At 40.6% G+C, this 23020-nt stretch carries 19 protein-coding genes; 8 read left to right on the top strand and 11 right to left on the bottom strand.

Features of this window, described 5'->3' with window-relative positions:
- Positions 1–67: 67 nt before the first annotated feature.
- Both BM291_RS14090 and BM291_RS14095 read left to right on the top strand, forming a co-directional pair.
- Positions 68–769: an SIMPL domain-containing protein gene (locus BM291_RS14090; protein ID WP_092898511.1), complete on the top strand. Its 702-nt coding sequence runs from the start codon at positions 68–70 to the stop codon at positions 767–769.
- Positions 770–845: 76 nt separating this feature from the next.
- Positions 846–1427, top strand: coding sequence for an O-methyltransferase (locus tag BM291_RS14095; RefSeq protein WP_092898513.1), 582 nt, complete (start codon positions 846–848; stop codon positions 1425–1427).
- Between the two features lie 85 nt (positions 1428–1512).
- Here the strand turns inward: BM291_RS14095 and BM291_RS14100 are convergent, their stop codons facing one another.
- Positions 1513–2079, bottom strand: a complete 567-nt coding sequence (locus BM291_RS14100; protein ID WP_092898515.1) for a Pycsar system effector family protein — start codon at positions 2077–2079, stop codon at positions 1513–1515.
- Between the two features lie 172 nt (positions 2080–2251).
- Between BM291_RS14100 and BM291_RS14105 the strand changes: the two genes are divergently transcribed.
- On the top strand, positions 2252–4777 hold the full coding sequence (locus tag BM291_RS14105) for a phosphocholine-specific phospholipase C (RefSeq protein ID WP_092898517.1): 2526 nt from the start codon (positions 2252–2254) through the stop codon (positions 4775–4777).
- Between the two features lie 598 nt (positions 4778–5375).
- On the opposite strand, the gene BM291_RS14110 is transcribed toward BM291_RS14105, so the two are convergent.
- On the bottom strand, positions 5376–7550 hold the full coding sequence (locus BM291_RS14110) for a B12-binding domain-containing radical SAM protein (protein ID WP_092898519.1): 2175 nt from the start codon (positions 7548–7550) through the stop codon (positions 5376–5378).
- 264 nt (positions 7551–7814) lie between these two features.
- On the opposite strand from BM291_RS14110, the gene BM291_RS14115 reads away from it, so the two are divergent.
- From BM291_RS14115 to BM291_RS14135, 5 genes are all read left to right on the top strand, one after another.
- A complete protein-coding gene (locus BM291_RS14115) occupies positions 7815–8702 on the top strand; it encodes a dienelactone hydrolase family protein (protein WP_092898521.1) in 888 nt (295 codons plus the stop codon).
- 235 nt (positions 8703–8937) lie between these two features.
- Positions 8938–10497 (top strand): carboxypeptidase-like regulatory domain-containing protein, encoded by a 1560-nt coding sequence (locus tag BM291_RS14120; RefSeq protein ID WP_092898523.1) that lies wholly within the window; start codon positions 8938–8940, stop codon positions 10495–10497.
- 474 nt (positions 10498–10971) lie between these two features.
- Positions 10972–12303: a polysaccharide deacetylase family protein gene (locus tag BM291_RS14125; RefSeq protein WP_092898525.1), complete on the top strand. Its 1332-nt coding sequence runs from the start codon at positions 10972–10974 to the stop codon at positions 12301–12303.
- Between the two features lie 261 nt (positions 12304–12564).
- Complete coding sequence (locus tag BM291_RS14130) at positions 12565–13356, top strand: NYN domain-containing protein (RefSeq protein WP_092898527.1); 792 nt, start codon at positions 12565–12567, stop codon at positions 13354–13356.
- Between the two features lie 231 nt (positions 13357–13587).
- On the top strand, positions 13588–14256 hold the full coding sequence (locus BM291_RS14135; protein ID WP_092898529.1) for an NAD-dependent epimerase/dehydratase family protein: 669 nt from the start codon (positions 13588–13590) through the stop codon (positions 14254–14256).
- A 188-nt stretch (positions 14257–14444) separates the two neighbouring features.
- Here the strand turns inward: BM291_RS14135 and BM291_RS14140 are convergent, their stop codons facing one another.
- From BM291_RS14140 to BM291_RS14180, 9 genes are all read right to left on the bottom strand, one after another.
- Positions 14445–15608 carry a DUF4221 family protein gene (locus tag BM291_RS14140; RefSeq protein WP_092898531.1) on the bottom strand — a complete coding sequence of 388 codons (1164 nt, stop codon included), beginning with the start codon at positions 15606–15608 and terminating at the stop codon, positions 14445–14447.
- Between the two features lie 4 nt (positions 15609–15612).
- A complete protein-coding gene (locus BM291_RS14145; RefSeq protein WP_092898533.1) occupies positions 15613–16767 on the bottom strand; it encodes a hypothetical protein in 1155 nt (384 codons plus the stop codon).
- The gene (locus BM291_RS14150; protein WP_092898535.1) at positions 16760–17893 is read right to left on the bottom strand and encodes a hypothetical protein; all 1134 of its coding nucleotides are present in this window, start codon (positions 17891–17893) and stop codon (positions 16760–16762) included. Before BM291_RS14150 ends, BM291_RS14145 begins: the two co-directional genes overlap by 8 nt.
- 50 nt (positions 17894–17943) lie before the next feature.
- Positions 17944–18825 (bottom strand): formate/nitrite transporter family protein, encoded by an 882-nt coding sequence (locus tag BM291_RS14155; protein ID WP_092898537.1) that lies wholly within the window; start codon positions 18823–18825, stop codon positions 17944–17946.
- Between the two features lie 121 nt (positions 18826–18946).
- The gene (locus BM291_RS14160) at positions 18947–19969 is read right to left on the bottom strand and encodes a hypothetical protein (RefSeq protein ID WP_092898539.1); all 1023 of its coding nucleotides are present in this window, start codon (positions 19967–19969) and stop codon (positions 18947–18949) included.
- A 149-nt stretch (positions 19970–20118) separates the two neighbouring features.
- Positions 20119–20787 (bottom strand): 3-keto-disaccharide hydrolase, encoded by a 669-nt coding sequence (locus BM291_RS14165; RefSeq protein ID WP_092898541.1) that lies wholly within the window; start codon positions 20785–20787, stop codon positions 20119–20121.
- Positions 20788–21037: 250 nt separating this feature from the next.
- A complete protein-coding gene (locus tag BM291_RS14170) occupies positions 21038–21904 on the bottom strand; it encodes a DUF5777 family beta-barrel protein (RefSeq protein ID WP_092898543.1) in 867 nt (288 codons plus the stop codon).
- Positions 21901–22443 carry a YceI family protein gene (locus BM291_RS14175; RefSeq protein WP_092898545.1) on the bottom strand — a complete coding sequence of 181 codons (543 nt, stop codon included), beginning with the start codon at positions 22441–22443 and terminating at the stop codon, positions 21901–21903. The genes BM291_RS14170 and BM291_RS14175 overlap by 4 nt, the downstream gene beginning before the upstream one ends.
- On the bottom strand, positions 22440–22937 hold the full coding sequence (locus tag BM291_RS14180) for a QcrA and Rieske domain-containing protein (RefSeq protein WP_092898547.1): 498 nt from the start codon (positions 22935–22937) through the stop codon (positions 22440–22442). Before BM291_RS14180 ends, BM291_RS14175 begins: the two co-directional genes overlap by 4 nt.
- Between the last annotated feature and the right edge of the window lie 83 nt (positions 22938–23020).

Consider the following 23020-nt stretch of genomic DNA (forward strand, 5'->3'; position numbering starts at 1 on the left):
CTGAAATCTGCTTCCTCAATTCTGGCGTTCATTTTGAATAGATACTAAGGAAACTAACTTTATACATATGAAAAACTACTTAACTATACTATTTGCCTTTTTGCTTGCAGCCCCAGTTTTTGCTCAAGACAACATGACAGTTCCTTTGATCGAAGTAGAAGGATTTAGCGAGCGAAAAATCGCTCCTGATGAGGCTACATTTCAAATCAATTTGGAAGAAAAAGCAATGAAAGTAACCGATGCAGTGAAAGTGCTGAACAAAAAAACTCAACTGCTTGCGGATGCATTGAAGAAAGCTAAAATCAAGGACTATAAATTGATCGCAGATAATTACTCTGTGGACGTCAATAGAATTTACCGAACTGGTGTTTCTAGGGATTCAGGTTATGTTGCTCGCCAATCACTACGAGTGGTTACCAGCAGTAAAAATGAGGACTTGCAGAAAATCGTAGAAGCAATTCAAGGTGCTGGAGATATGAGTTACAATCTGAATTTCCAGATTTCTGAAGCTACACAAAAGTCTCTTGAAGACGCATTGCTTACCGAAGCGCTGAAGAATGCCGAAAGTAGAGCACAACTAATTGCGCAAACTTTGGGTATCAGAACCATTAAAGTTCATAGAGTTTCCTTGGAATCTCAGCCAGTTACCTATGCTTACGCAAAAATGGAAATGATGCGAACAAGTGCAGATTCTGCCCCAGCGCCACCTTTGCTTAATCCTGATGAACAAAGTATTCAGAAGCGAGTTTATGTGAAATACACTTATTAAAACAAGGCCGCGAAAGCGGCCTTCTTCATGACTTTTTTAACTCAACCATTCATTTAACTCATCATACAATATTCTAATGAAAGATTTCGAAATCCGGAATAAACCCCGCGTTCATGCCACCATAGAAGCAAAGTGTCAGGAAATAGGTTTTACTATGCCTTCTGATCTTTACATAGGAACTCTTCTAAAAACCCTTGTTTCCAGTAAGCCATTTGGGAATTTCCTCGAACTTGGGACAGGAATTGGTCTTTCTCTATCCTGGATGGTGGATGGTTTGGATGATTGCGGACACATCATTTCTATCGACAATGACCCGAAGTTAACCTCCATAGTCAATCAGCTTTTTAGCTTGGATTCACGAGTTGAAATACTTTGCCAAGACGGGGCTGAGTGGATTAAGAACTATGAAGGAGACAAATTCGATTTGATTTTTGCCGATGCTTGGCCAGGAAAATACAGCGATTTGGATGAAACTCTTGCCTTGCTGAAAGTTGGCGGAATGTATGTCATCGATGATATGGATCCACAACCAAATTGGCCAGAAGGTCATGCTGAAAAAGCTGAGAAATTGGTAGAGGAATTAGAGAAAAGATCCGACTTCAATATGACAAAGATGAATTGGTCAACAGGTGTGATATTGATGACTAAAATTCAGTAGCAACTCCTCAAATTCAAATCTTTCCATTTTGTATTTAAAGGTTAAGCTCAGCGTATTTCAAGTTTTTGAAATATGCTGAGCTTTTTTACAACACCATTAAATAGATAAAAAAGGTGATTACCCCTATCGCTAGACCTATTATAAAAACCGTGTAGGCATGTGCCAGTAAGGTGTATTTTCTATTCAAAACCTTCCCTTGATAGTAAAGGGAAATAGCCATCTGTTCCTGCACTTGCTTCTTTGACGGTAAAATTTGGTCGAGCTGCTCCAAATAATCAGTTAAGGAATAATTCGAGCTAACGCCGAAGAACATCATACTCGACTTTTCCTCATCATTGTGCCCATTTTTTTTACCCAACACCTTCGGTCTTGCTGCCTGTACAGCCAGTATAGTTGATGTAAGGCAAGTAGTCAGCAATATTATAATTGGCACAAGAGTAATAGTCTTCTGATAATCCAATTGATGAGAAATAGAACCATATCCAATAATTGCAACTACTGATGAGATCACTAGCGCATTAATACTGATGACGATATTGGCTTTATTATCCGCAATTTGAAGCAGGTTACAATTATTCATAAAAGTCACCCGAAAAAATGTCTGTTGTGCCCGCTCGGTTTTATCTTTCTTAGGCTCTAAAAATTCCTCCATTTTAAAAACTTTTGTGAACACTTAATTTACACAATAATTCTTCAGGAAACCCTAAGTAACTGAGAGAGTTTCAATTAGCCATTCCTTACCAAAACCATAACAAAAAGGAAATCATAGAAACCTTATACCAAATGGAAAAAGTCGCTATACTTAAACCATAAAAAACCGTGTAATGAACGATTCGAGAAGAGAATTTTTAAAGAAAGCCGCCTTAGTAACAGGCGGAGCAAGTATCTGGAGCTCCATGCCAATGGCAGTGCAGCGTGCCATGGCTATTCCAGCAGCGCCAGGAACTACTTTTTATGATGCAGAACATGTAGTCATGCTAATGCAGGAAAACAGATCCTTTGATCACTGCTTTGGTACGATGAAAGGTGTTCGCGGATTTAATGACCCAAGAGCAATCTCTCTTCCTGATCTAAATCCAGTTTGGTTACAGCCTGACAAGGATGGAAATCGCTTTGCTCCATTCCGCTTTGATATCAAGGACACCAAAGCCACCTGGATGAGTGGCACTCCACATTCATGGGAGAACCAAGTGGATGCCCGAAACGAAGGCAAATACAACAATTGGATTGAGGCAAAAAGACCGGGAAAACAATATTATGACATCCCGCTAACCATGGGCTACTATAGCCGTGAAGATTTGCCTTTTTACTATGCGCTGGCCGATGCATTCACGGTTTGTGATCAGCACTTTTGCGCAGCGCTATGCGGCACTACGACCAATAGGAGTTATTTCTGGACGGGGAAAACTCATGGAGCTGACGGGGAAAAAGCCAAAGTTCGAAACGGGGAATTGACCTATGGGAAAGAAGGAAATTGGAAAACCTTCCCTGAGCGATTGGAGGACAATGATATTTCTTGGAGAGTTTACCAAAACGAATTGAGTATAACGACGGAACTGGATGGAGAAGACGAATCGCTTTTGGCAAACTTCACAGACAACAACCTTGAATGGTTTTCACAATTTGGAGCAGGTTTTCATCCAGCACATTACCTTTTTCTCCAAGGAAGAGAAAAAGCCCTCCCCGCTGAAATCGCAGACCTCAAGGTAACACTGGCAAGTAACCCAGCCAATTTGGAAGAGCTTCAAAAGGAATTGAAGGAAAAAGAAGAAGGCTTGGTTTATCTTGATTCCTATTTGAAAAAGTGGAATGCAGCCGAATTCGATAAGCTTTCCGATCGCTCTAAAAACCTACACAAAAAGGCATTTCAGACAAATACTGACGACCCTGACTATCATAAAACGGAAAAACTTTCTTACCAGGAGAATGGAGAAGATCGCGAGACGCTGATCCCAAAGGGCGATATTCTGCATCAATTCCGAAAGGATGTAAAAGAAGGAACGCTCCCTACAGTTTCATGGATGGTAGCTCCGCAAAAATTCTCGGATCACCCGAGCGCGCCTTGGTATGGTACATGGTATGCTTCGGAAATCATGAACATCCTCACCGAAGATCCTGAGGTTTGGAAGAAGACGATATTCATTATCAATTACGATGAAAATGATGGCTATTTCGACCACATCCCTCCTTTCGTGCCGCCTCATCCTACTAAGCCAAATGGAAAAATGTCTGATGGTCTTTCCAGTGCTGGCGAGTATGTCACTGTAGAAGAAGAGATCAAAGCCGGGTTTAAACGAGAAGATTCTAGAACCAGCCCCGTTGGCTTGGGATATAGAGTTCCACTTATCATCGCTTCCCCTTGGTCACGTGGTGGCTGGGTCAATTCTGAAGTATGTGACATCACCTCTACTATTCAGTTTCTAGAGAAGTTCCTTTCTAAAAAGAGCGGGAAAGACATCGAGGAATCCAACATCAGTTCTTGGAGACGTACAGTTAGTGGAGATTTGACTTCAGTTTTCAGACCATACAATGGTGAGAAAATAACCCATGCAGAACCTGTAAATCAGGAGGAATTTGTAAAGCAGATTTACAATGCAAAATTCAAGAATGTTCCGACTAACTTCAAAAAGCTAAGCGCAGAAGAGGCTCGAAAAGAAGCGCAGAATCAAGCTAATTCTGCTGTTTTCGCTGCTCAGGAACCTGGAACTAAGCCTTCAAATGGCTTGAAATATGACCTTCATGCTGATGGGCAACTCAGTAAAGACGGAAAGAATTTTGTAATCAAGTTCACTGCGGCTCAGGAGGTTTTCGGAAAAGATGCTTTGGGCTCAGGGTTCAATGTTTACGCTCCCGGCAGGTACAAAAATCAAGAGACAAATACATTCGAGGAAGTTAAAACATGGACTTTTGCAGTGAAGTCAGGCGATAGCATCTCTTATGAATGGCCTATTTCCGAATTCGAAAATGGACTTTATCATTTAAGAGTATATGGGCCCAATGGTTTCTACAGGGAATTCAAGGGTTCAACTCCTTCGCAGAAAGTAGAAATGAGTGCAAAACCTATTTTCAAAAACAACAAAGCTACCGAGGAACTTGAACTCATTATCAAAAACACTTCATCATCAAATCTAACTTTGCAGGCAAGCGATGATGTGTACCTGAAGCTCAATAAGGAAATAAAAATAGCTGCTGGTGCGGAAGAAAGCCTTAAAATAGACACGAAAAAGCATAAAGGCTGGTATGAGGTCACACTTGCAGATAAAGCTCAGGATCTGAAAATCACCTATGCCGGCAGGTTGGAAACAGGCAAAGACAGCATTTCAGATCCTCAGATGGGAAAGGTGGTTTAAGCTTGGAAGTGGGATTTGCTCTTAGCTACACTGACCTAATAGCATAAAGATTACCACAAATACCAAGATAGTCCCTAGGCATCCTCCGCCTAGTTTGTAGGCTCCATAGCCTGCGATTAGTCCTTTGAAAAGATTGTTCATGTCGGGGAAATTTATGATTTAAAATGATTGCTATGGCGACAATTCACAAGTTGTGCCATAGCAATTATTTTTTGGAATCTTATGGAATCCGAAATGATCACACGGTTTTAAACCTCTTTTCTATACCCGACGGAAGACCGAAGACGGGAGACGGAAGAGACCCAAATCATAGTGTTAAGCTTGTTTTTTTTATGCTTATATCTTCTTACTTGAAAAATGGTTTTTGGATAAAAACTGATTTTCAATTCGATGTACACTACCATCTCGAGAGAAATAATAGTTCCCTACTTTAACACTGAGTAAAAAATATCCCGTTTTGAGATTAAAATCACTTCCCCAATTGAGAAAATCTAAAATTTCATAGGATTCGGTAAACACTACTATTGAGGCAAACTTCCCTCTTCCGTCTTCCGTCTTCGGTCTTCGGTCTCCCTGCTTCGGTCTTCCTGCCCTTAGATCAAAACACCAGCAATCCGTGCTCTCTCAAAATCTCCCAGACTTCAGATTCCAGCATCTCTTCGAAATCACCGAATTGCGACTCGTAACTTTCACGAATAGGTTTCAGCGTATTGAGCTTTTGCTCATAACCCACTGTATTCAGAAGTTCGGCAACCCACTGCCCCAAGTCAAGCGGAAGCTCCATGGCGAAGTCTTCCTTTTTCCCTGAAAAAATCAACTCCGAAAGCTCATCTTCCTCGAAAATCTGCAACTCAGGCTGAGCGCCTATCCATAAAATCCTGTTTCGATCTTTGTATTCAGGAGTCGGCTCATTGTTTATCTCGTTTGCTATGTAATTCTTGGAAATGGTAGTCTTGGGCACCTTGGCCTCAAACCAGTCCTGAAGCGGCACATCAAAGCAGACTCCATGCATGTAATTGAAAAGTGATTTGCGTAAGCCCTCACCGAAAATCTCATGATCAGCTCCAGTAGGATCCTCATGTGGCAGGTCATTATTGGCAAAAGTGCCTGCAGTAGGCATGAGATTGATTGCTCCAAAGGACTTAGGATCCAGCCCAACCGGACTATGCGCAGTCATGGCAAAGCGATGCCAAAAACCGGATTGTATCACTCCAGCCTGAATCAGTTGTCTGACCATTTCCAGTGAATCGATGGTTTCCTGAGCCGTTTGGGTAGGAAAACCATACATCAGATACGCATGAACCATGATTCCCGCTTGGGTGAAATGGTTAGTCACCTGCGCAACTTGGGAAACCGTCACACCTTTCTTGATCATCTCTAACAAGCGATCTGAAGCAACCTCAAGTCCTCCTGAAACGGCAATACAGCCAGAGGCTCTGAAGAGTCGACAAAGATCAGCAGTGAAATTGCTTTCGAAACGGATATTCGTCCACCAGACCACAGAAAGCTCCCTGCGAAGAATCTCTATTGCCAGATCCCGCATCAAAGCAGGTGGCGCGGCTTCATCGACAAAGTGAAAACCATTCTCGCCAGTTTGAGCGATGATCTCCTCGATGCGATCGCACAAGATGGAAGCAGTGATCGGCTCGTATCTACCGATGTAATCCAGCGACACGTCACAAAAGGTACATTTACCCCAGTAGCAGCCATGCGCCAGCGTCATCTTATTCCAGCGCCCATCCGACCAAAGTCTATGCATGGGATTGGCCACTTCGATCACCGAGAGGTAATCCCGAATCATCAAATCAGAGTAATCCGGCGTGCCCACTTCCCGCTGGGCAACATCCTTGGCAGCATTGCTATTGCAATACGTCACTTGGCCATCAATTCTGGTAAAGGTTCGCTTCAACTCAGCTACGGGTATCTCCCCATCCAGATGATCGAGCAACAAGCGAATCGGTGCTTCTCCATCATCCAGCACGATAAAATCTATGTAATCAAAAACTCTCGGTTCTTTCAGCGAGCGCAATTCTGTATTTGGATAACCTCCGCCCATCCAAAGCACCAATTCAGGATGGTGTTTTTTGAGGTATTGCCCGCATTTGAAAGCGCCATATAAGTTGCCTGGAAAAGGCACTGAAAAGGCTACAGAAGTCGGTTGGTACTGCTGAATCTTTTGCTCCAGCAAGTCACAAAGCAAGGTATCGATCAGACCAAAATCCTGATCCAACGCCTCATGCATCTCGTCAAAAGAATTGGCTGACATGCCCAATCGCTCGGCATAGCGGCTAAAGCCAAAATGTGGATCAATCTGCTCTGAGATCAAATCGCCTATATCCTCTAGGTAAAGCGTGGCAAAATACCGGGCTTTATCACGAATACCTAGCGTACCAAAAGCCCATTCCAGATCATCCAATTGCTCGAAGCGACTTGCTTCAGGAAGGTAATCTCCCTCAGCAATTCGATAAGCCAGCGTAGGATTTCTATCCTGTAGAAAAGCAATCACAGGATCTATCGTCTGCAGGTAATTAGCCTTCAGGCGCACGATTCTCGCCACATTATCAGATAGCTCTGGCTCATTGGCTTCTATCTCCTGGAAGATTTTCTTCAGTCCTGCCTTAGAAAAAAGCTGCAAAATCACTTCAATTCCCAAATCCACCTGATTGGATGCAACACCAATCTGATTGAGGTATCCTTTCAGATAGGCCGTAGCGGGATATGGCGTGTTTAACTGAGTAAAAGGCGGGGTGATGAAGAGAACTTTTGAGGCCAAAACGATAAGTGGGTGATTTGTGGCTGCAAGTACGGAATAATAGGAGGAAATAGGAAGTGGGAAGTTGGAGGTTTGGAGGTGGGAAGTGGGAAGGTTCGAAAGTTGGAAAGTTGGAAAGTTGGAAGGTTTAAAAGTTACGGTAGACTCTTGTGGCTAATATCTTATGTCTAACGTCTAGAGTCTAGTGTCCAAAGAATTACATGAGTGAATTTAATTACTTCATGCAAATCAGTAAATTACAAGGCAACCCACAAAACCAAAACCATGAACGAACTTAAAAAAGAAGACATCAATCAGGAGGTTTTCGACCTCTATGATGCCTATGCGCACAATAAACTGGAGCGCAGACAATTCATCGAAAAACTATCCGCTTATGCCGTAGGTGGCGTAACCGTCGCTGCACTCATGAGTGCGATGATGCCAAATTACTTGGACACACGGACGATCAAGTCAGATGATCCACGTCTTGCTTCGGACTACATCATGTATGATTCTCCAAAAGGCGGAGGAAAAATCAAAGGCCTGCTTTCCACTCCAACAGGAACTTCTGGAAAAGTGCCTGGAGTAGTTGTAGTCCATGAAAATCGCGGACTGAATCCATATATCGAAGATGTGGGAAGAAGAACTGCTGTAGCTGGATTTATCTCCTTGGCGCCGGATGCACTCACTCCCCTTGGAGGATATCCAGGCAATGACGACGAAGGACGTGAAATGCAAAGCAAAAGAAATAGAGACGAAATGCTGGAAGATTTCATTGCTGCTTACGAGTATTTGAAAGCACATCCAGATTGCAATGGAAAGGTCGGCGTGGTAGGATTCTGCTTTGGTGGATGGATATCCAATATGATGGCCGTACGCATACCTACCTTGAATGCTTCAGTTCCCTTCTATGGAGGTCAGCCAACAGCGGAAGAAACCGCGAAAATCAAATCACCTCTTATGCTTCAATTTGGAGAACTTGATGAGCGAGTAAATGCCGGTTGGCCGGATTATGAAAAAGCACTAGACGCGAACAATGTTGAAAATCAAGCATTCTTCTATCCAGGAGCAAATCACGGTTTTCATAACAATACTACGCCTCGATACGATGAAGCGGCGGCAACTTTAGCTTGGGATAGGACGATTGGATTCTTTAAGGAGAAGTTGGGGTAAGGAACTCTATTTAGATATATAAAGGAGTGCTGAGAGGCACTCCTTTTTTTGATCTGTTAATAATCTTCTACTCATTAGTGAGAAGAAAATAGATATTTTGACTAGTTGAGAATCATATTAAGAAAGAAAAATGGGCAGGGAACAAATATCGTATTATAGATTGGCCGTTTTTCAATCTTTTGATATCTTTAACTAGTTTATAAATTGTATTTGATTTTTTGACAAGACATTTAATATGGTATTAGTGAGTAAAAATGTGATACTCTTGTTGTTACTCTTTAGCCAATTTAGCTTGCTATATGGGCAAGATTCGGCCTTTAAGGGCAAAATTATTGATAGTCAAACAACCCTTCCTGTTCCTTTTGCGAGTATTAAAATAAAAGCCAAGATGTTAGGAGTTGTTTCTAACGTAAATGGTGATTTTCAAATCCCGCGGGAATACAGCGAGGAGGCCGACTCTCTCATCATTTCATGCATAGGTTATACCACTAAAATTGTAGCATTTAGAGACCTTCAAGACACTGTCCTCAACTTAATAAAAATATACCCTTCCGTTAGCGCCTTGGATGAGGTAGTGGTAACCCCTAAAAAAAGGAAGGAATTGTCAGCTTCAAGAGTGTTGAATCTAGCCATCAATAACCTCAAGGTTAATTATCCACAAGAGCCATTTTCATATATTGGGTATTACAGGGACTACCAATTACTGGATACTAATTACCTCAATTTAAATGAAGCAATTGTTGAAGTATATGACCGAGGGTTTTCTAGCTATGATCTTAATGAGACATTAATTGAGCTTTATGAATTCAGGCAAAATACTGATTTCCCAATAGACACCGCCACCACTAAACCTTATGACAACAAGCCTGCAAAATATGGAAGAGGCGAGAATAAATATATTCCGAATGCAGTACTCTCGCCTATAGGCGGTAGCGAACTTAGTATTCTTAGGCTCCACGACGCAATTAGAAACAACGACCGCTTTTCCTTTTCTTTTGTGGATGTCTTTGTCGAGGATTTCGAAAATAACCATTTTCTTAAAATGGAAGAGGAAGTTTATCTTGACAAGACACCTCTATATTGTATCTCATTCAGATCGAGATTTGATGCTGGGGGGCCGCGTAATTTTTCTGAAGGAAAGCTATTTATTGAGAAAGACAACTTTGCTATTCACAAAATAGAATACTCCACTTTCAATAAAACCATGAAGGAGACCCAGTTAATGTATAATATCCAAACGGAATATTCCCGCGTAGGCCAATACATGTACCTGAACTACATCTCTTTTAATAATGGATTCAAAACCCAGAACGATACAGACTTTAAAGTGATTGAAATCACCTACAGCAAAGAAAAGAAAGCTTTCATACTGGATCTCAATAGTGTCCCAGAAAAAACCTCAGTTAGTGACACGAGCAATTACAACTTCATACTGGACGGCAAAAGACTTGGAATCCATCAAGTCCTTCTGACTGGAGAGAGGCAGGTTACATTGATGCTGCAGGAATCAGCAGCAGAAATAGTTGCGGAGTATTCTGACGAAATGAGCTCTAAATTAAACATGAATACACAGAACATCAGGGATGTAAAAAACAGAGAACTGGATAAAGAAAATAATACAACAGTGTTCCAATTCCGTGAACTGTTTGTTCAAAAAATATTTCCCTCGAAGCACGCTCCTATAGATGGCGAATTCATTGACAAAACAGTTCCGTTGACCAAAGAGGTAATAAGTAAAAAATTAACTGAAAAAGAAGATTATTGGATGAATTCTCCCTTAAGAAGAAAACAATAGTTTTTAAGCGCTTCTTAGTTTAAATTAATTGTATTAGCCTTATAGCCTTCGGATTAAATCCTTGTCCATCAGCTTTTCCAGCACTCTTTCAAGACCAACCATTTGACTAGGTGTAGTTTGTAACTACACCTTTTTATTTTTATAGAATTTGAAATTCTTCAACAGTTCAACCCCTTCAGGGTTGGCATTTATTGGTTTTACGACCCTTAATCCACGGGTTTCACCCCCGGTTATTGAAAGGTTTGACCACTTCGTGGTCATCGGATAATAATGTAAATGACTTTCATAAAAATGATCCTGAAAGAATCAAACTTCTCAATAGCCATGGATGAAACCCTCTGATCATTCCCAATTACCTTCGATCGAGCGTCAGTTGTGTTCTGAAGACAATTAATTAACTTCGGAAGAGGGCTTTGAGATTCTACGAATCCATACTAATAGCGTCCTCCGCGGTAAAACAACAACCTTAAAAAAATGAACTCATTACCATCGCTAGGAAGTCTCTTTGCTGTCTTATTACTCACTGCTTCATGCACCAATCCACCCAAAGATTGGTCGCAGGAAACTGAAATCACCAAGTGGCCTGATGGTAAGAATGGTGCAATTTCCATCACCTATGATGATGGGATCATTAACCAGTTCACCATCGCAAAGCCTATAATGGATAGCTTAAACCTTCCTGCTACCTTTTTCATCATCACAGGAAAAGTGGAAGGATCTGGAAAAGGAAAATTCATAGGTAGAGATTCCAAAACCATCATCGCTGAAACGGCAACCATCAAAACTGATTCTACTAATTTCTTCGAAAGAGCTTCCTTAATTGCTTTCACAGGAACCACCGAAGCAGAGGAATATCATGCGAATGTAGGGTCATTTTTTGAAGCTGGAAAAATCCCTGAAGCCTATCAACTGCTGGATGAAGGATATCAAAAAGTCAGAAACGCTAGCATGAAAAATACTAACGATGTTGTTTTTCACAACAACCCAGTGGACACTACTACTTGGGAGCAATATAAATCTTACGAAAATCAGGGCCACGAAATCTCCTCCCATACGGTCACTCACCCTAAGCTTGCTGTGCTGGATGAAGCAAACATGCGCTATGAATTGGAGCAAAGTAAAGCTGACTTGGCGAAGTTCATGGGAGATAAGGCCACATTTTCCGCAGAAGGTCCTTATGGAACAGAGAATGAACGCGTGATGGAATACGCATACAAAATCTACCCTGCCTTAAGAAACCGAATGCCGGAAGACTGGCTGGATGAAATCAATCGAGGCAGCAAAAAGCAACCTGGAACGACTGATAAGGAATATGTCCAATGGCAAAGAGGTGCAATCAGCAGTACAGGTATTGATCAGATGAAAGCTTGGACTGACACGGTGAATGCACATGACAACATTTGGCTGGTGCTGGTCATTCATGGCGTAGAGGATTACGGATGGGAACCGCTGAAGACAGAGGAGCTAAAACAATACTTTGGGGATGTAAAAGCAAACGAGGATGCTGTTTGGGTGGCCACATTTGGTGATGTGACCAAATACCTTCGGGAAAGAAAAGCTACTACGATCAATTCCGAACTAGAGGGAAATGAAATTAGAATCACCTTCAATTCAGAGTTAGATTCCAACATATATGACATTCCCCTGACCCTCAAAACCTATCTGCCAGATGGCTGGAAAGGCGCAAATTTGATCCAAAAGGAAGGAAATAGGCTGCTTGAAGTGATGGCAGATGCAGGAGGGAATTATGTTCAGTATTCTGTTTCTCCATCCGAATTTAGCTATAAGCTGGTCAAAGGGAATTAAATCGAGGGTAATATCTGGATGATTGTTGGAGACCAAATTCACCAGGCGTTCCGATGGAACGCTGATAACAAATCTCATTTTATATACCTACAGACGAAATGTCCCGATGGGACAAAACGGTCTTCGCCTTCTTTAATCTTTCAATCATAAGACAACTTACATTTCTGCGCTCTCTGCGAAAAACTCCGTGTACTCTGTGGTGAACACCCAACTCGGCTTAGTAATTGCTAACTTTAAGCTTCACACCTTACATTTTTATATATGCAAGAAAAGAAATTCAACATAGCCGTATTGATCGACGGAGACAATGCTCAGGCAAGATTACTTAAAGAAATCCTGGAGGAAGTTTCCAAATACGGAAAAGCAACCATCCGAAGAATTTATGGAGACTGGACCACTCCACATATGAACAGCTGGAAGGAAATGATCAACCTACATTCCTTCAGCCCAATCCAAAAATTCTCCTACACTACTGGAAAGAACTCCACCGACAGTTCCATGATCATCGACGCGATGGATATACTCCACAGCACTAGTGTAGATGGTTTTTGTATCGTTTCCTCAGATTCTGATTACACAGGTTTGGCAAAAAGAATCCGTGAAGAAGGTCTGTTCGTGATGGGAATTGGACGAAGAATTACGCCCAAAGCTTTTGTGCAGTCCTGTGAGATTTTCACTTATGCAGAAAACCTTTCTCCTCAAGCCAAAGAAGAAAACAGCAAACCTGAATCGAAGAAAACTGAGAAAAGTCAGGTGAGTACTACGCGTAAAAATGTGGTGGTAGAAGAAGAGGTCAAGAAGGAAAATCCAGTAAAAGAAACTCAGGAACTAGATTTAAAGATCATTGACAAAGCCTTTGAAATCTCATCAGACGAAGAGGAAGAAATTCACATCGCAAAAATCGGGGCTTCACTTCGAAAGATAGATCCAAGCTTTGACCCAAGATCTTACGGTTTTAGAAACCTGACAGAGCTTTTTAGAAGTTTGAAAAAGTACGAAGTAATGAAAAATGAAGTCAATGGCTTGAATTATCCGTTGGTGAAGTTGAAGTAGGAAATTCAGCTAGAAGACCGAAGACGGGAGACCGAAGCACCTTCAATTTTAGCGTTCACCATTTTCTATATTGCTTTTACTTATTATTCGCTCAAAAAACACTCAAACATATAGTATTTGGCTAAATGTTATGATGGAGGTTACTTCGGTCTTCTGTCTCCTGTCTTCCAGCTTGCTAATCAAAGAAAATGAGGTTACTGGCATCTATTAAGCTTATCATATAAAAAGCACATGGGACTTAAAATAATCATCACAGGTACAACAGGAATGGTGGGCGAAGGCGTGATGCAGCGCTGTCTGGACAATCCAGACGTAGAAAAAGTATTGTCGATCAGCAGAAAGCCGAACGGTCATTCCCATCCGAAGCTCGGAGAGATTATTCATTCAGATTTCACCGATCTTGCTGCTATAGAAAGTCAGCTGACAGGCTATGATGCCTGTTTTTTCTGTGCAGGAATTTCGTCCATGGGAATCAGCAAGGAGCAGTACGAGAAAATAACCTATGATTTGACGCTAAGTTTTGCTGCTACTTTGGCGAAGCTAAATCCCGAAATGACCTTCACCTACCTTTCCGGACAAGGAACGGATGGTACTGAAAAGGGCAGATCCCATTGGGCTAGAGTGAAGGGAAAAACGGAGAATGACCTTCGGAAACTTCCATTTAAAGCTGTATTCGCTTACCGACCAGGGATGATGAAGCCTATGGAAGGTGCTTTGCATGTGCTATCCTATTATAAATACGGTGCTTGGATGTATCCAATTGGCAGAATGATCTATCCGAATGCATTCAACACACTTGCCGAAGTCGGCGATTCGATGATGTACGTCAGCTCAAATGCGTATAAGAAGTTTATTTTGGAGGGTAAGGAAATTACGGAAACTGCAAATCTTTTGAGATAAAGAAATTTTCAGCGAACATAGCACTAACCTTATTTTTTACTTATCTGGAAGGAGGATGTCCGATGTGGTCTCCATACTTGCGTTAACTACTCACTCTTTCACTTTTATCCCTACCTAATCTAGCATAAATTGAAAAGCTAAACTTTATCATGCGGCTACATTGGGCACTGGCCATCGGGCACCCGACATCATTCTATTTCCTTCAGTTTAAATACCTCAAAGCTCATAAGATCTTCCTCATTAGCAGGATTATCAGGATGGCTAATGGAGATAAATAATCCATCCTTGCTCACAAATGAATTCCCTGGATAATAGGTGTTTTCAGGCATGAGGGTTTCACCCAGTACATTCAAGTCCTTATCCAAGATCATCACTGCAAAGCTTCGCGGAAATCTTCTCAGTTGATCGATTTCCTCTTCACTTTTCACTTCTACTTTAGGAAAAACAAATCGATAAAACACTCCTCGGTATTCATCATACAAAATGCGCTCGTAGCGATCTGAGGCATACACATATTTCATTGTATTAAAACGATCAGTCGCCTCATTAAAACTTGGAAAGCCTTGGTCTACATACTGGCTTTTATTAGCGACAGTCTTTAGCAAATTTCCATCTAAGTCAGTAACATATAAATTATGATCAGCCACAAGGGAGTACACCAAATGCTCACCATCAGAAGCCATGCTAAATTCCAGAAGCTTTGATCCAGAGGCATTATAGCCTGCAGGCCAAGTCATAGGAAGTAAATTCACTTCTGAATTCTCAAGATCAATAGTATAGCTGAATGACTTAGAAGCTAGGGTGTCATCTGGAATGGTTCTCAGATCTCCTTCAAACTTTGTGTTTACCAATAGCTTGTTTCCGCTTAGAATAGGCGTGTAATTGAAGTGCGCATTATGTACAAAAGCCGCCAAGTAACTCAGCGGAGGCTCATACTTATAATTTGCTTTGATTTTCCCAGTTGTATCGGTAAGCTGAAGATTGCGCATTGGGTACCCAAAAAGAAAAATACTGTCCATGCTTTGCACATGGATTCCCGAGATATATTCAACGCCCTCTGGTCCTTCCAGATCGAAAACCATCCTCTTTTCCATTTTTTTGGATTCAAGATCATACAGCTGAATTTCGTTATTCGTGTGATTCACATTAAAAAGCCAGCTCCCATTTTCATCCTGAAAAGGAACTAACCCAACACTTACATTAGAAGTCTGACTATCGATCTGCAGTGAAACCAGTTGTCCGTCAGAAACCAATTCTTGTGGAGTAGTGATGTTATCTGAATCTGATCCGCAGCTTTGCAAAAAACTCAGACCTCCAGAAAGCATGAATAAAATGACGTCGTTTTTTCTCATGCACTTAATTTAGAAGTTTCAGTTTATAATAGATCACAAAATCATCTTCAGTCTGAAAAAAATCCGTATGCTTCAAGGCTAGAATCTCATCGTCTTCCGTAATGATCGTGGTAAAAATCAAGCCTTTTGGAACTGGGATGTCTTTCTGAAGCAACTTAAATTCCCCATCAAAAACCGCAACATAATAGTTTTTAAGCTTTTCCAATTCCAAGCGCCCATCCGGCTCATCGCGATCAATCTCACGAGTCAACTCTTCTGAAATCCCCTTCGTGTAGATTACGATCGTTTTATCGGTTGATTTATAGATTTCTCGGATTGTACCTGGGAAATTATTCTTGGTGATCTCGGCATATTCTTGCTCTTGTTCGAAAGCAACTCCTATGGCTTTGACCCCATCGCTTACTTCGAGACTCACTTCTCTTTGGAAATTGACCTCTCCCGCATCTTCCTTGTAAACCCAGAATTTCATCTCGTTTCTGAAATACAAAAGCCATTCTTTTCCAGATTGAATGACCGTTGGAAACATCCAATAATAGAAGTTTCCATCACTATACATTGAGTTTGGAGGGAAGGGCATCGTCTCCCTCGTTGCATTTGAGACTGTATCGATTACTTCTAAAATTGATTTGGAATAGACCCCTTCAAAAAGTGATTTATAGCCAGCGTCCCAATCCATTTCTCCTTGTTCGGGGCGGATAAATGCCATCTCCTTTCCCAAAGAAAAGATAGGATCACCCTTCAATCCATTCAAATAGTAATACTCATAGGGCAGCTTATATTCCCAGATTCTATTTCCTTCAAAATCATATCTAAAAAACCCTTGGTTCGCCACATTCAGCTCAACCTTGCCATTTCTCAATGCGATGGGATTGACCCAGCCATTCATGGACTCAGGACCTTCTAATGGAAAAGCAAAGTTTGAGGCTATTCTACCATCCTCGTTAATAATCAAAACCCTTTTTTCTCTGCTTATCCAAGCCAAGAAACTTCGACTGACTGAATCATAATCCATGATCCGCAAATTCCCCAAGTAATCTATTCTCATAGAATCGACTATTTCCAAACTAAAGTCAGCAGCATTTTCAGAAATATTCTGATCCTTTTCACTACAAGAAAAGAGAACATTCAAGGCAAACAGAGCAATCAATAGTCTATTCATGCAGCAGTTTCAGTTTATAATAAATCACGAATTCCTCTTCCACACCAAAGTAGTCTTGATCTTTCAACGCTAGGATTTCACCATTTTCCGTGATAACTCTACTAAAAACCAAACCCTCAGGTACCGGGATGTCATTTTTCAAAAGTTTGTAATTCTCATCAAAAACAGCTGCATAAGTCTCATTTACCAATTCTATACTTGGGTCTTTCTGACTAAGTAGTACTCTTTCCTCTGGGATTCCTTTCGAATAAATAAGTATAGTTTGTCCCTTATATCTATAAAACTGCTCGATCTTACCTGGACGTTGATCGCCCATCGAATATTCCGCCGCCGCTGAAAAAGGCACTCCTAATGGCAGAACTACATCATTCACGACCATATCCACCGTCTTCTCCAATACTATATCCGCTCCCTCCTCTCTATACACAAAGAATTTTAGCTCATTTGTAAAATATAAATACCAAAGATCATCTTGCTTTAGGACTGTAGGAAAGGGTAGGAAATAATAGTTTCCGTCTGCATAAATAGAGGTTTTAGGGAAATTCATAGTTTGGGAAATACTCCCAGACAAACTATCATAAAGTTCCACTATGGGCAATTCATACATATATTTTACTAGCCCACCCATTGTCCCGCCTTTTAGACTATCAGATCGCTCCGGTCTGAGATAAGCTAACTGATTATTTACTTGATAAAATGTTGGATGAATTCTATTATTTACAAATATGTAGGAGTATGGAAGTGGTAGATTTGATTCAATAATTCCATCATGGGTGAGAAAATGAAAACCATTCCTTGAATCTAAAATCTGTATTGCACCATTTCTATAGGAAATCGAAAAAACACCTACAATTGAATTGGGGCCTTCATTTGGTATCACAAAATTAGAAGTCACTTGGCCATTTTGATCCATAATTACTATCTCTTGATCTACCCTAGTAAGGCCAATATATTCCTGGGAAATAGAATCATAATCCTGAATCCATAAACTTCCCAAGTAATCTATTCTCATAGAATCGACGATCTCAAGATGAAAATCAGCAGATTTACTTAAGCTATCAGTACCTTTTTCACCGCAAGAAAAATAACAGAGAGCTATAGCTAAAGGGAGTAAAAATCTTTTCATCCCTCAATATAAATAGCTTAAACTAACCCTGAAAGTTAAATATCCTTTACTCAGTTCTTCGAAATTATATTGAAGACAAAGGCTCTATACTTCAGCAAGGCAACGAAAATCGCTCCTCCAAATGCATTGCCAAGCAAAGCGGTGCTTTGAAACGAAACATAATCCCAAAGCGAAATATCAGGAGAACTTAACATCCCAGAGAAAATTTCTACACTCCCGATAATACTGTGATGTAGACCTGTAAAGGCCATCACCGCCGTGATCATGAAGATCATCACAATTCTACTGATCGTATCCCTTGAAGACGCAAGTAGCCAGGAGAGCAAGCCCATGAGCCATCCAGCCACGATCGCACTTACGAAGATCACAGGTGGACTGGCATGAAGCACATGTTTTGCAATAGTCACGACTACCTCTCGATTAAAAATCCCTAGGTGAGGGCCGAGCCAAAGCAATATTCCTGCAATCACATAGCCTCCTACAAGATTTCCGGAGATCACGATCCCCCATAACTTAAGCATACTCCCTACTGTTCGCTTCTTATTCAAAACAGGAAGTGTCAACAATGCTGTCTGCTCAGTAAATAAGATGCTCTGCCCCAACACTACTAAGATGAATCCCAGCGGATAAACCAATGAAACGATTCGAATGATAGAGCTATCATCTACTTTGCCAATCAAAAAAAAGTAAAGAGAACAAAGCATCAAGTAGCTAAAACCTATCTCCAGCCCCGCTGTCAGCGAGCTCGTAAAAATACTTTGATAGCTTTTATCGTAAGTTTCCAGCGCATCTATAATCTGATTGCGTAGAATTTCCCCATGCGTTTTGGCGGTGTCTTTCCCCTTAGAGTTGGACTTACTAAGTTCTTTATCAATGTCCCGCTGTTTTTCAGCCTCTATCTGCTCCTCAGTTTTCTCTCTTTTCCAAGCCATTCATTTGGTGATTATCTATTTCACTAGCGCGCAATTTAAGTTAATCAGAATGGTTTTAGAACAAAATAATGAAGTCTACCAAAACGATTCTTGTAGCGTAGTGATTCAACAACTAAAAAAATTACTCAGATGTTCTGCATGCAGTCAGAATATTGAAGTCAAAGCGTCTTTCATCTTTCAAGACATCAAAAAAGCCCTTCAGGTAATTATTCATAAATTTAATCTCGTAACCTGGCACCAAGTGCTCAAGTTGTTTTATTTCCCCGTAAAGTATTTCCTCCTTAGCCAAAAACTCATCTCTGATAGTTTTCATCAGCGATTCATCTCTGCAAAATCCTCTGTATAACCTCTCGCTAACTGTTTCGATATCTACCAGATTACTGACCTGAGCATACGGCGGCATGACCATCCCAGTCATATCAAAATCATAGGCTAGAGGGATCACAGTTTTTGAGTTCAACTTCAATATTTTCATATTATGTTGATAGAGACTGGACCAGTCCGTATTACCAATCATGTATTGAAACAAATCATGTCGAACTGAAGAAGTGTCTTCCATGATTGCCCCTATTATCCTTTTGTTTTCCAAAATCTCCCCATCAAATCGATCTGCAACTTTATCATCATCTTCAATCAAGAACCCAAGAAGTTGCTCTGACTGCCCCTTCTTATCGTCCTCATTTTCAAAGGTGATACGGATCATTCGGGTATGAAATGTGTATTCACTCACTTGCTCGTATAGCTGATAGCACAAAAATTCCTTCACTACATACGAGTCTGCGTTGTTAGCTTTGGAGCACGGAAAAACTATTTTCAGATTCCTGCTCCCATCAAAAAGATTATCCTTTCCCTCTTTCTTTTTGAGCCGCATCCGAATCGGTGGATAGTAGCAATTTTCCTTACGGAAATTCCCTCTTACTCGCAGTCCTACATCCAAAGTATCCAGGATACCTTCAGGGTTTTTGAAAATCAGAAAGGAGTCGAGGTAGGTCGAATCGTTGGTCTCAGTCCGCAGCTGTTTTACAGAAAATTTCATGCTGACTTCCAAAATTTCTCCGGAATCAAAAAGACGCTCTTCATCCTGCGAAAAGGCAGAAAAGGATAAAAAAACAATACAGCAAAGCAGGTATAAGAACTTATTCATATTCCTAAAATTTAAACTTAAAAAAATCCAACTAAACTTATCCGATAAGATTATTCCAATCGAATTAGTCTAATCTAACTATTCTAGGTTATAAATTTTTAGGAATGAATTATTAAAATTTCAATTAGAAAATAAGTTAATCTATTGATCTATAGCTCAGTTAGCAAGATATTTTTGAACTCTACCTCAGCACCTTCTGCCTGCAAAGCTATTTTTCCACGAGTAGCAGTAGCATTAAATCCATCATTGACCAGATCTCCATTCAACCAAACGGTAACCTTATCCGCATCGCAGACGATCTTGATGTGATTCCATTCGCCAAGTGGCTTTTCTGAATCATCCGTCAGATTCTTAATTCTTCTCTCCTTCTTTCCATTCACACCCCAATTCTCTTTTGGGCCACGTCTAGCTTCCATATCCTCTACTTCGATATTCTGCTGAATACACCAAAAATCGCCCGCATTACTATGCATCAATTGTACTTCTATAGACTTGGGAAACATGTCATACAGTGCTCTTGGAGTAGAGGCATGCACTAGGATTCCGCAATTCCCAGGCTTTCCTGCAAATCTATAATCGAGCTCCAGTGTGTAATTGTCGTATTCAGCTTCCGAGATTAAGTGGCCTTGAGGCGTACCCAAACTCACCAGAAGTCCATCACGAATGATGAATGGAATGCGTAAGGAACTGTCAGCTTCTAGGTCGGGAACGTCCATATACCAGCCAGCAAGGCTTTTGCCATCGAAGAGATTTTTGGTTTGGCTTTGGGCAAAAAATGTAACTAGGACAAAAAGTAATAGTAAGGTAATTCTTCTCATGATTTTGGGATAAAGTTAAGGTAGCCTTAAGCTAAAAAGAATCTATGCATCCTTCACTCTTCTTCATCTACATTTTGTAGGTAATTAAAAAAAACTTCTTGAATCTATCTAGCTCAAAGTCTTAAGATCGGTATTTCTAGCAATTTTATCTGAAAATTACAATTATTGATTACGCGAAATATTAATTGAATCAAGAAAAGAATGATGACACGTGAATCAGAGCGAACTCAGCTCCATTAGTTGAACTATCCTACTTACGTTTTTGACCTGTCGCAAAAATTCGATTCACATTAAATCCCAACCTAAATCCATCTCCAATCGTACCATTGCCACCAGCCAATAGGTATTGCTCATTTAATGCTTGAGAAGTCACAAAATACATTTGAAAGACATGTCCTCCGGCTTCTATATCCCAACCGATACCAAAATTATCACGTAAGTCAGTGTTAAGGTTTGGAATGTATTGTAGGGAAAGTGAAGAACGATCGGTAACCTTAAATTTACCGCTAAATCCTAGCGCCAAGTACAAATTCTCAGTTCCTTCAATCTGATAAACAGGTCTTATATCCGTAAAATAGGCCATCATTGGCGTCACCTGAATGCTGATTTTAGGAGAAAACTTGCGTGCAAGCATTACTTGTCCGAAGTAACTCATTCGCTCACTAAAAGTCGGTGCTGGCTCAGGCAAAAACTTATAATTAGAACTATTCACTCCCGCTCCTCCTGCCAAACTCAAGGAAAATAACTTGCTCCCATTCTGTGTTTGCTGAAAAACATGATAGCGACCAAAGACATTGTATAGTTTATCCTGACTAGTCCGCGAAGCTGCTATGGAGAGTTTATCACTCAAGGCAAACTCAAAACTGAACTGAATATTTGCACCATTATCCAACCCAAAGAGGTTTTCTATTCCTCCATCCAAAGGACCAAACGTGTGCATAATCGCAAAATGTAAGGATTTCTTATCCAATGGCTCTACGGTCAACAAGTTTATATGCCTTGGAGCATGGAAAATTAATTCCACTGGTTGATTTTCATTAACCAGTTTTCTTTCCAATTGTGCGAAAAGTGAAAAAGGAATCATCAAAAAAAGGATAAGGAGTAGAATTCGATTCATAACTTTTTAGATTTTAAAGTTGCCTTGATTGTAACAGATTGATTTTCCGCTAGCTCATAAAAAACGAGCTTTGGAAGAGGGATATTAAAATCCGAAAGCAGCACTTCAAATACTGCATCTAGTTCTAATTCACCTTTCAAGTTTTTAGTAAGTGTCCCTTTTACTTCGATTTCTTTTTCAACACCGTGAATTTTAAACTTCCCGATTGCGCGAACTGAAGTTTCACTCCCCGGATTAAGAGTTGGAATTGAACTCATCTGGCCGGTAAATTCAGCAAAAGGATATTTCTCAGTCTCCAAATAATTATCCCGCATGTGCTTATCCCGCAATCCTATTCCAGTTTCTACTGTATTGAGGTCTACATAGAAATCCAGCAAATTATTTGACAGGTCAATCAATCCATAAAGCTTATATGACACTCCATTGAACTCACTCAAAGGTGCTTTTGAGAGAAAATTTACATTACCAGATTCCGTTAAGAAAGTCTGCGCTATGGTGACATTTGAGACAAAAAAGAAGAAAAGGACTAGCCTTTTCATGACTTAGTCACGGTCAGATCTGTTCCATTTAATGTAGTGCCATAAGTTTTTAAAGGACGAATAGCTGGACCTTGCAATACATTTCCAGAAGTATCAAACTCCGAACCATGGCAGGTGCATGTAAATTTGCTATTTGTGAAGGTCCAGTTACGATCACAGGCCGAATGGGTACATATGGAAGTTAGGGCTCGGTATGATCCGCCTACATTCACGACTAATAATTGTGCATTAATGATCAAAAGCCATCCTCCATTAGTAGCCAATGCTACCTGCTCTTTTAAATCAATTTTAATAGCATTTCCAGCAACAGATATTCCACTAGTGCTTGTTGGTGGAGGAGTTGTCGTAGTTCTGGGGTTCTGATCCTCAGAATCAGAACAACTAGTAAAAAATGAGAGCCCAAATGCTGCCATTACTGCAGTCATACCAGCACTCTCTATGAATTCTCTTCGGGAATTGCTTAAGCTTCCTGATTTAGATTTGATCTGTTCCATGGTTCTAGTTTGTACCTATATACGAGGCTAGAACTCACTTTGGATGTAGATGTTATTAGGTAAAACAGTCAATTGATATGGTT

The sequence above is a fragment of the Algoriphagus aquimarinus genome (assembly GCF_900112005.1).
GTDB classification, from domain to species: Bacteria; Bacteroidota; Bacteroidia; order Cytophagales; family Cyclobacteriaceae; genus Algoriphagus; species Algoriphagus aquimarinus.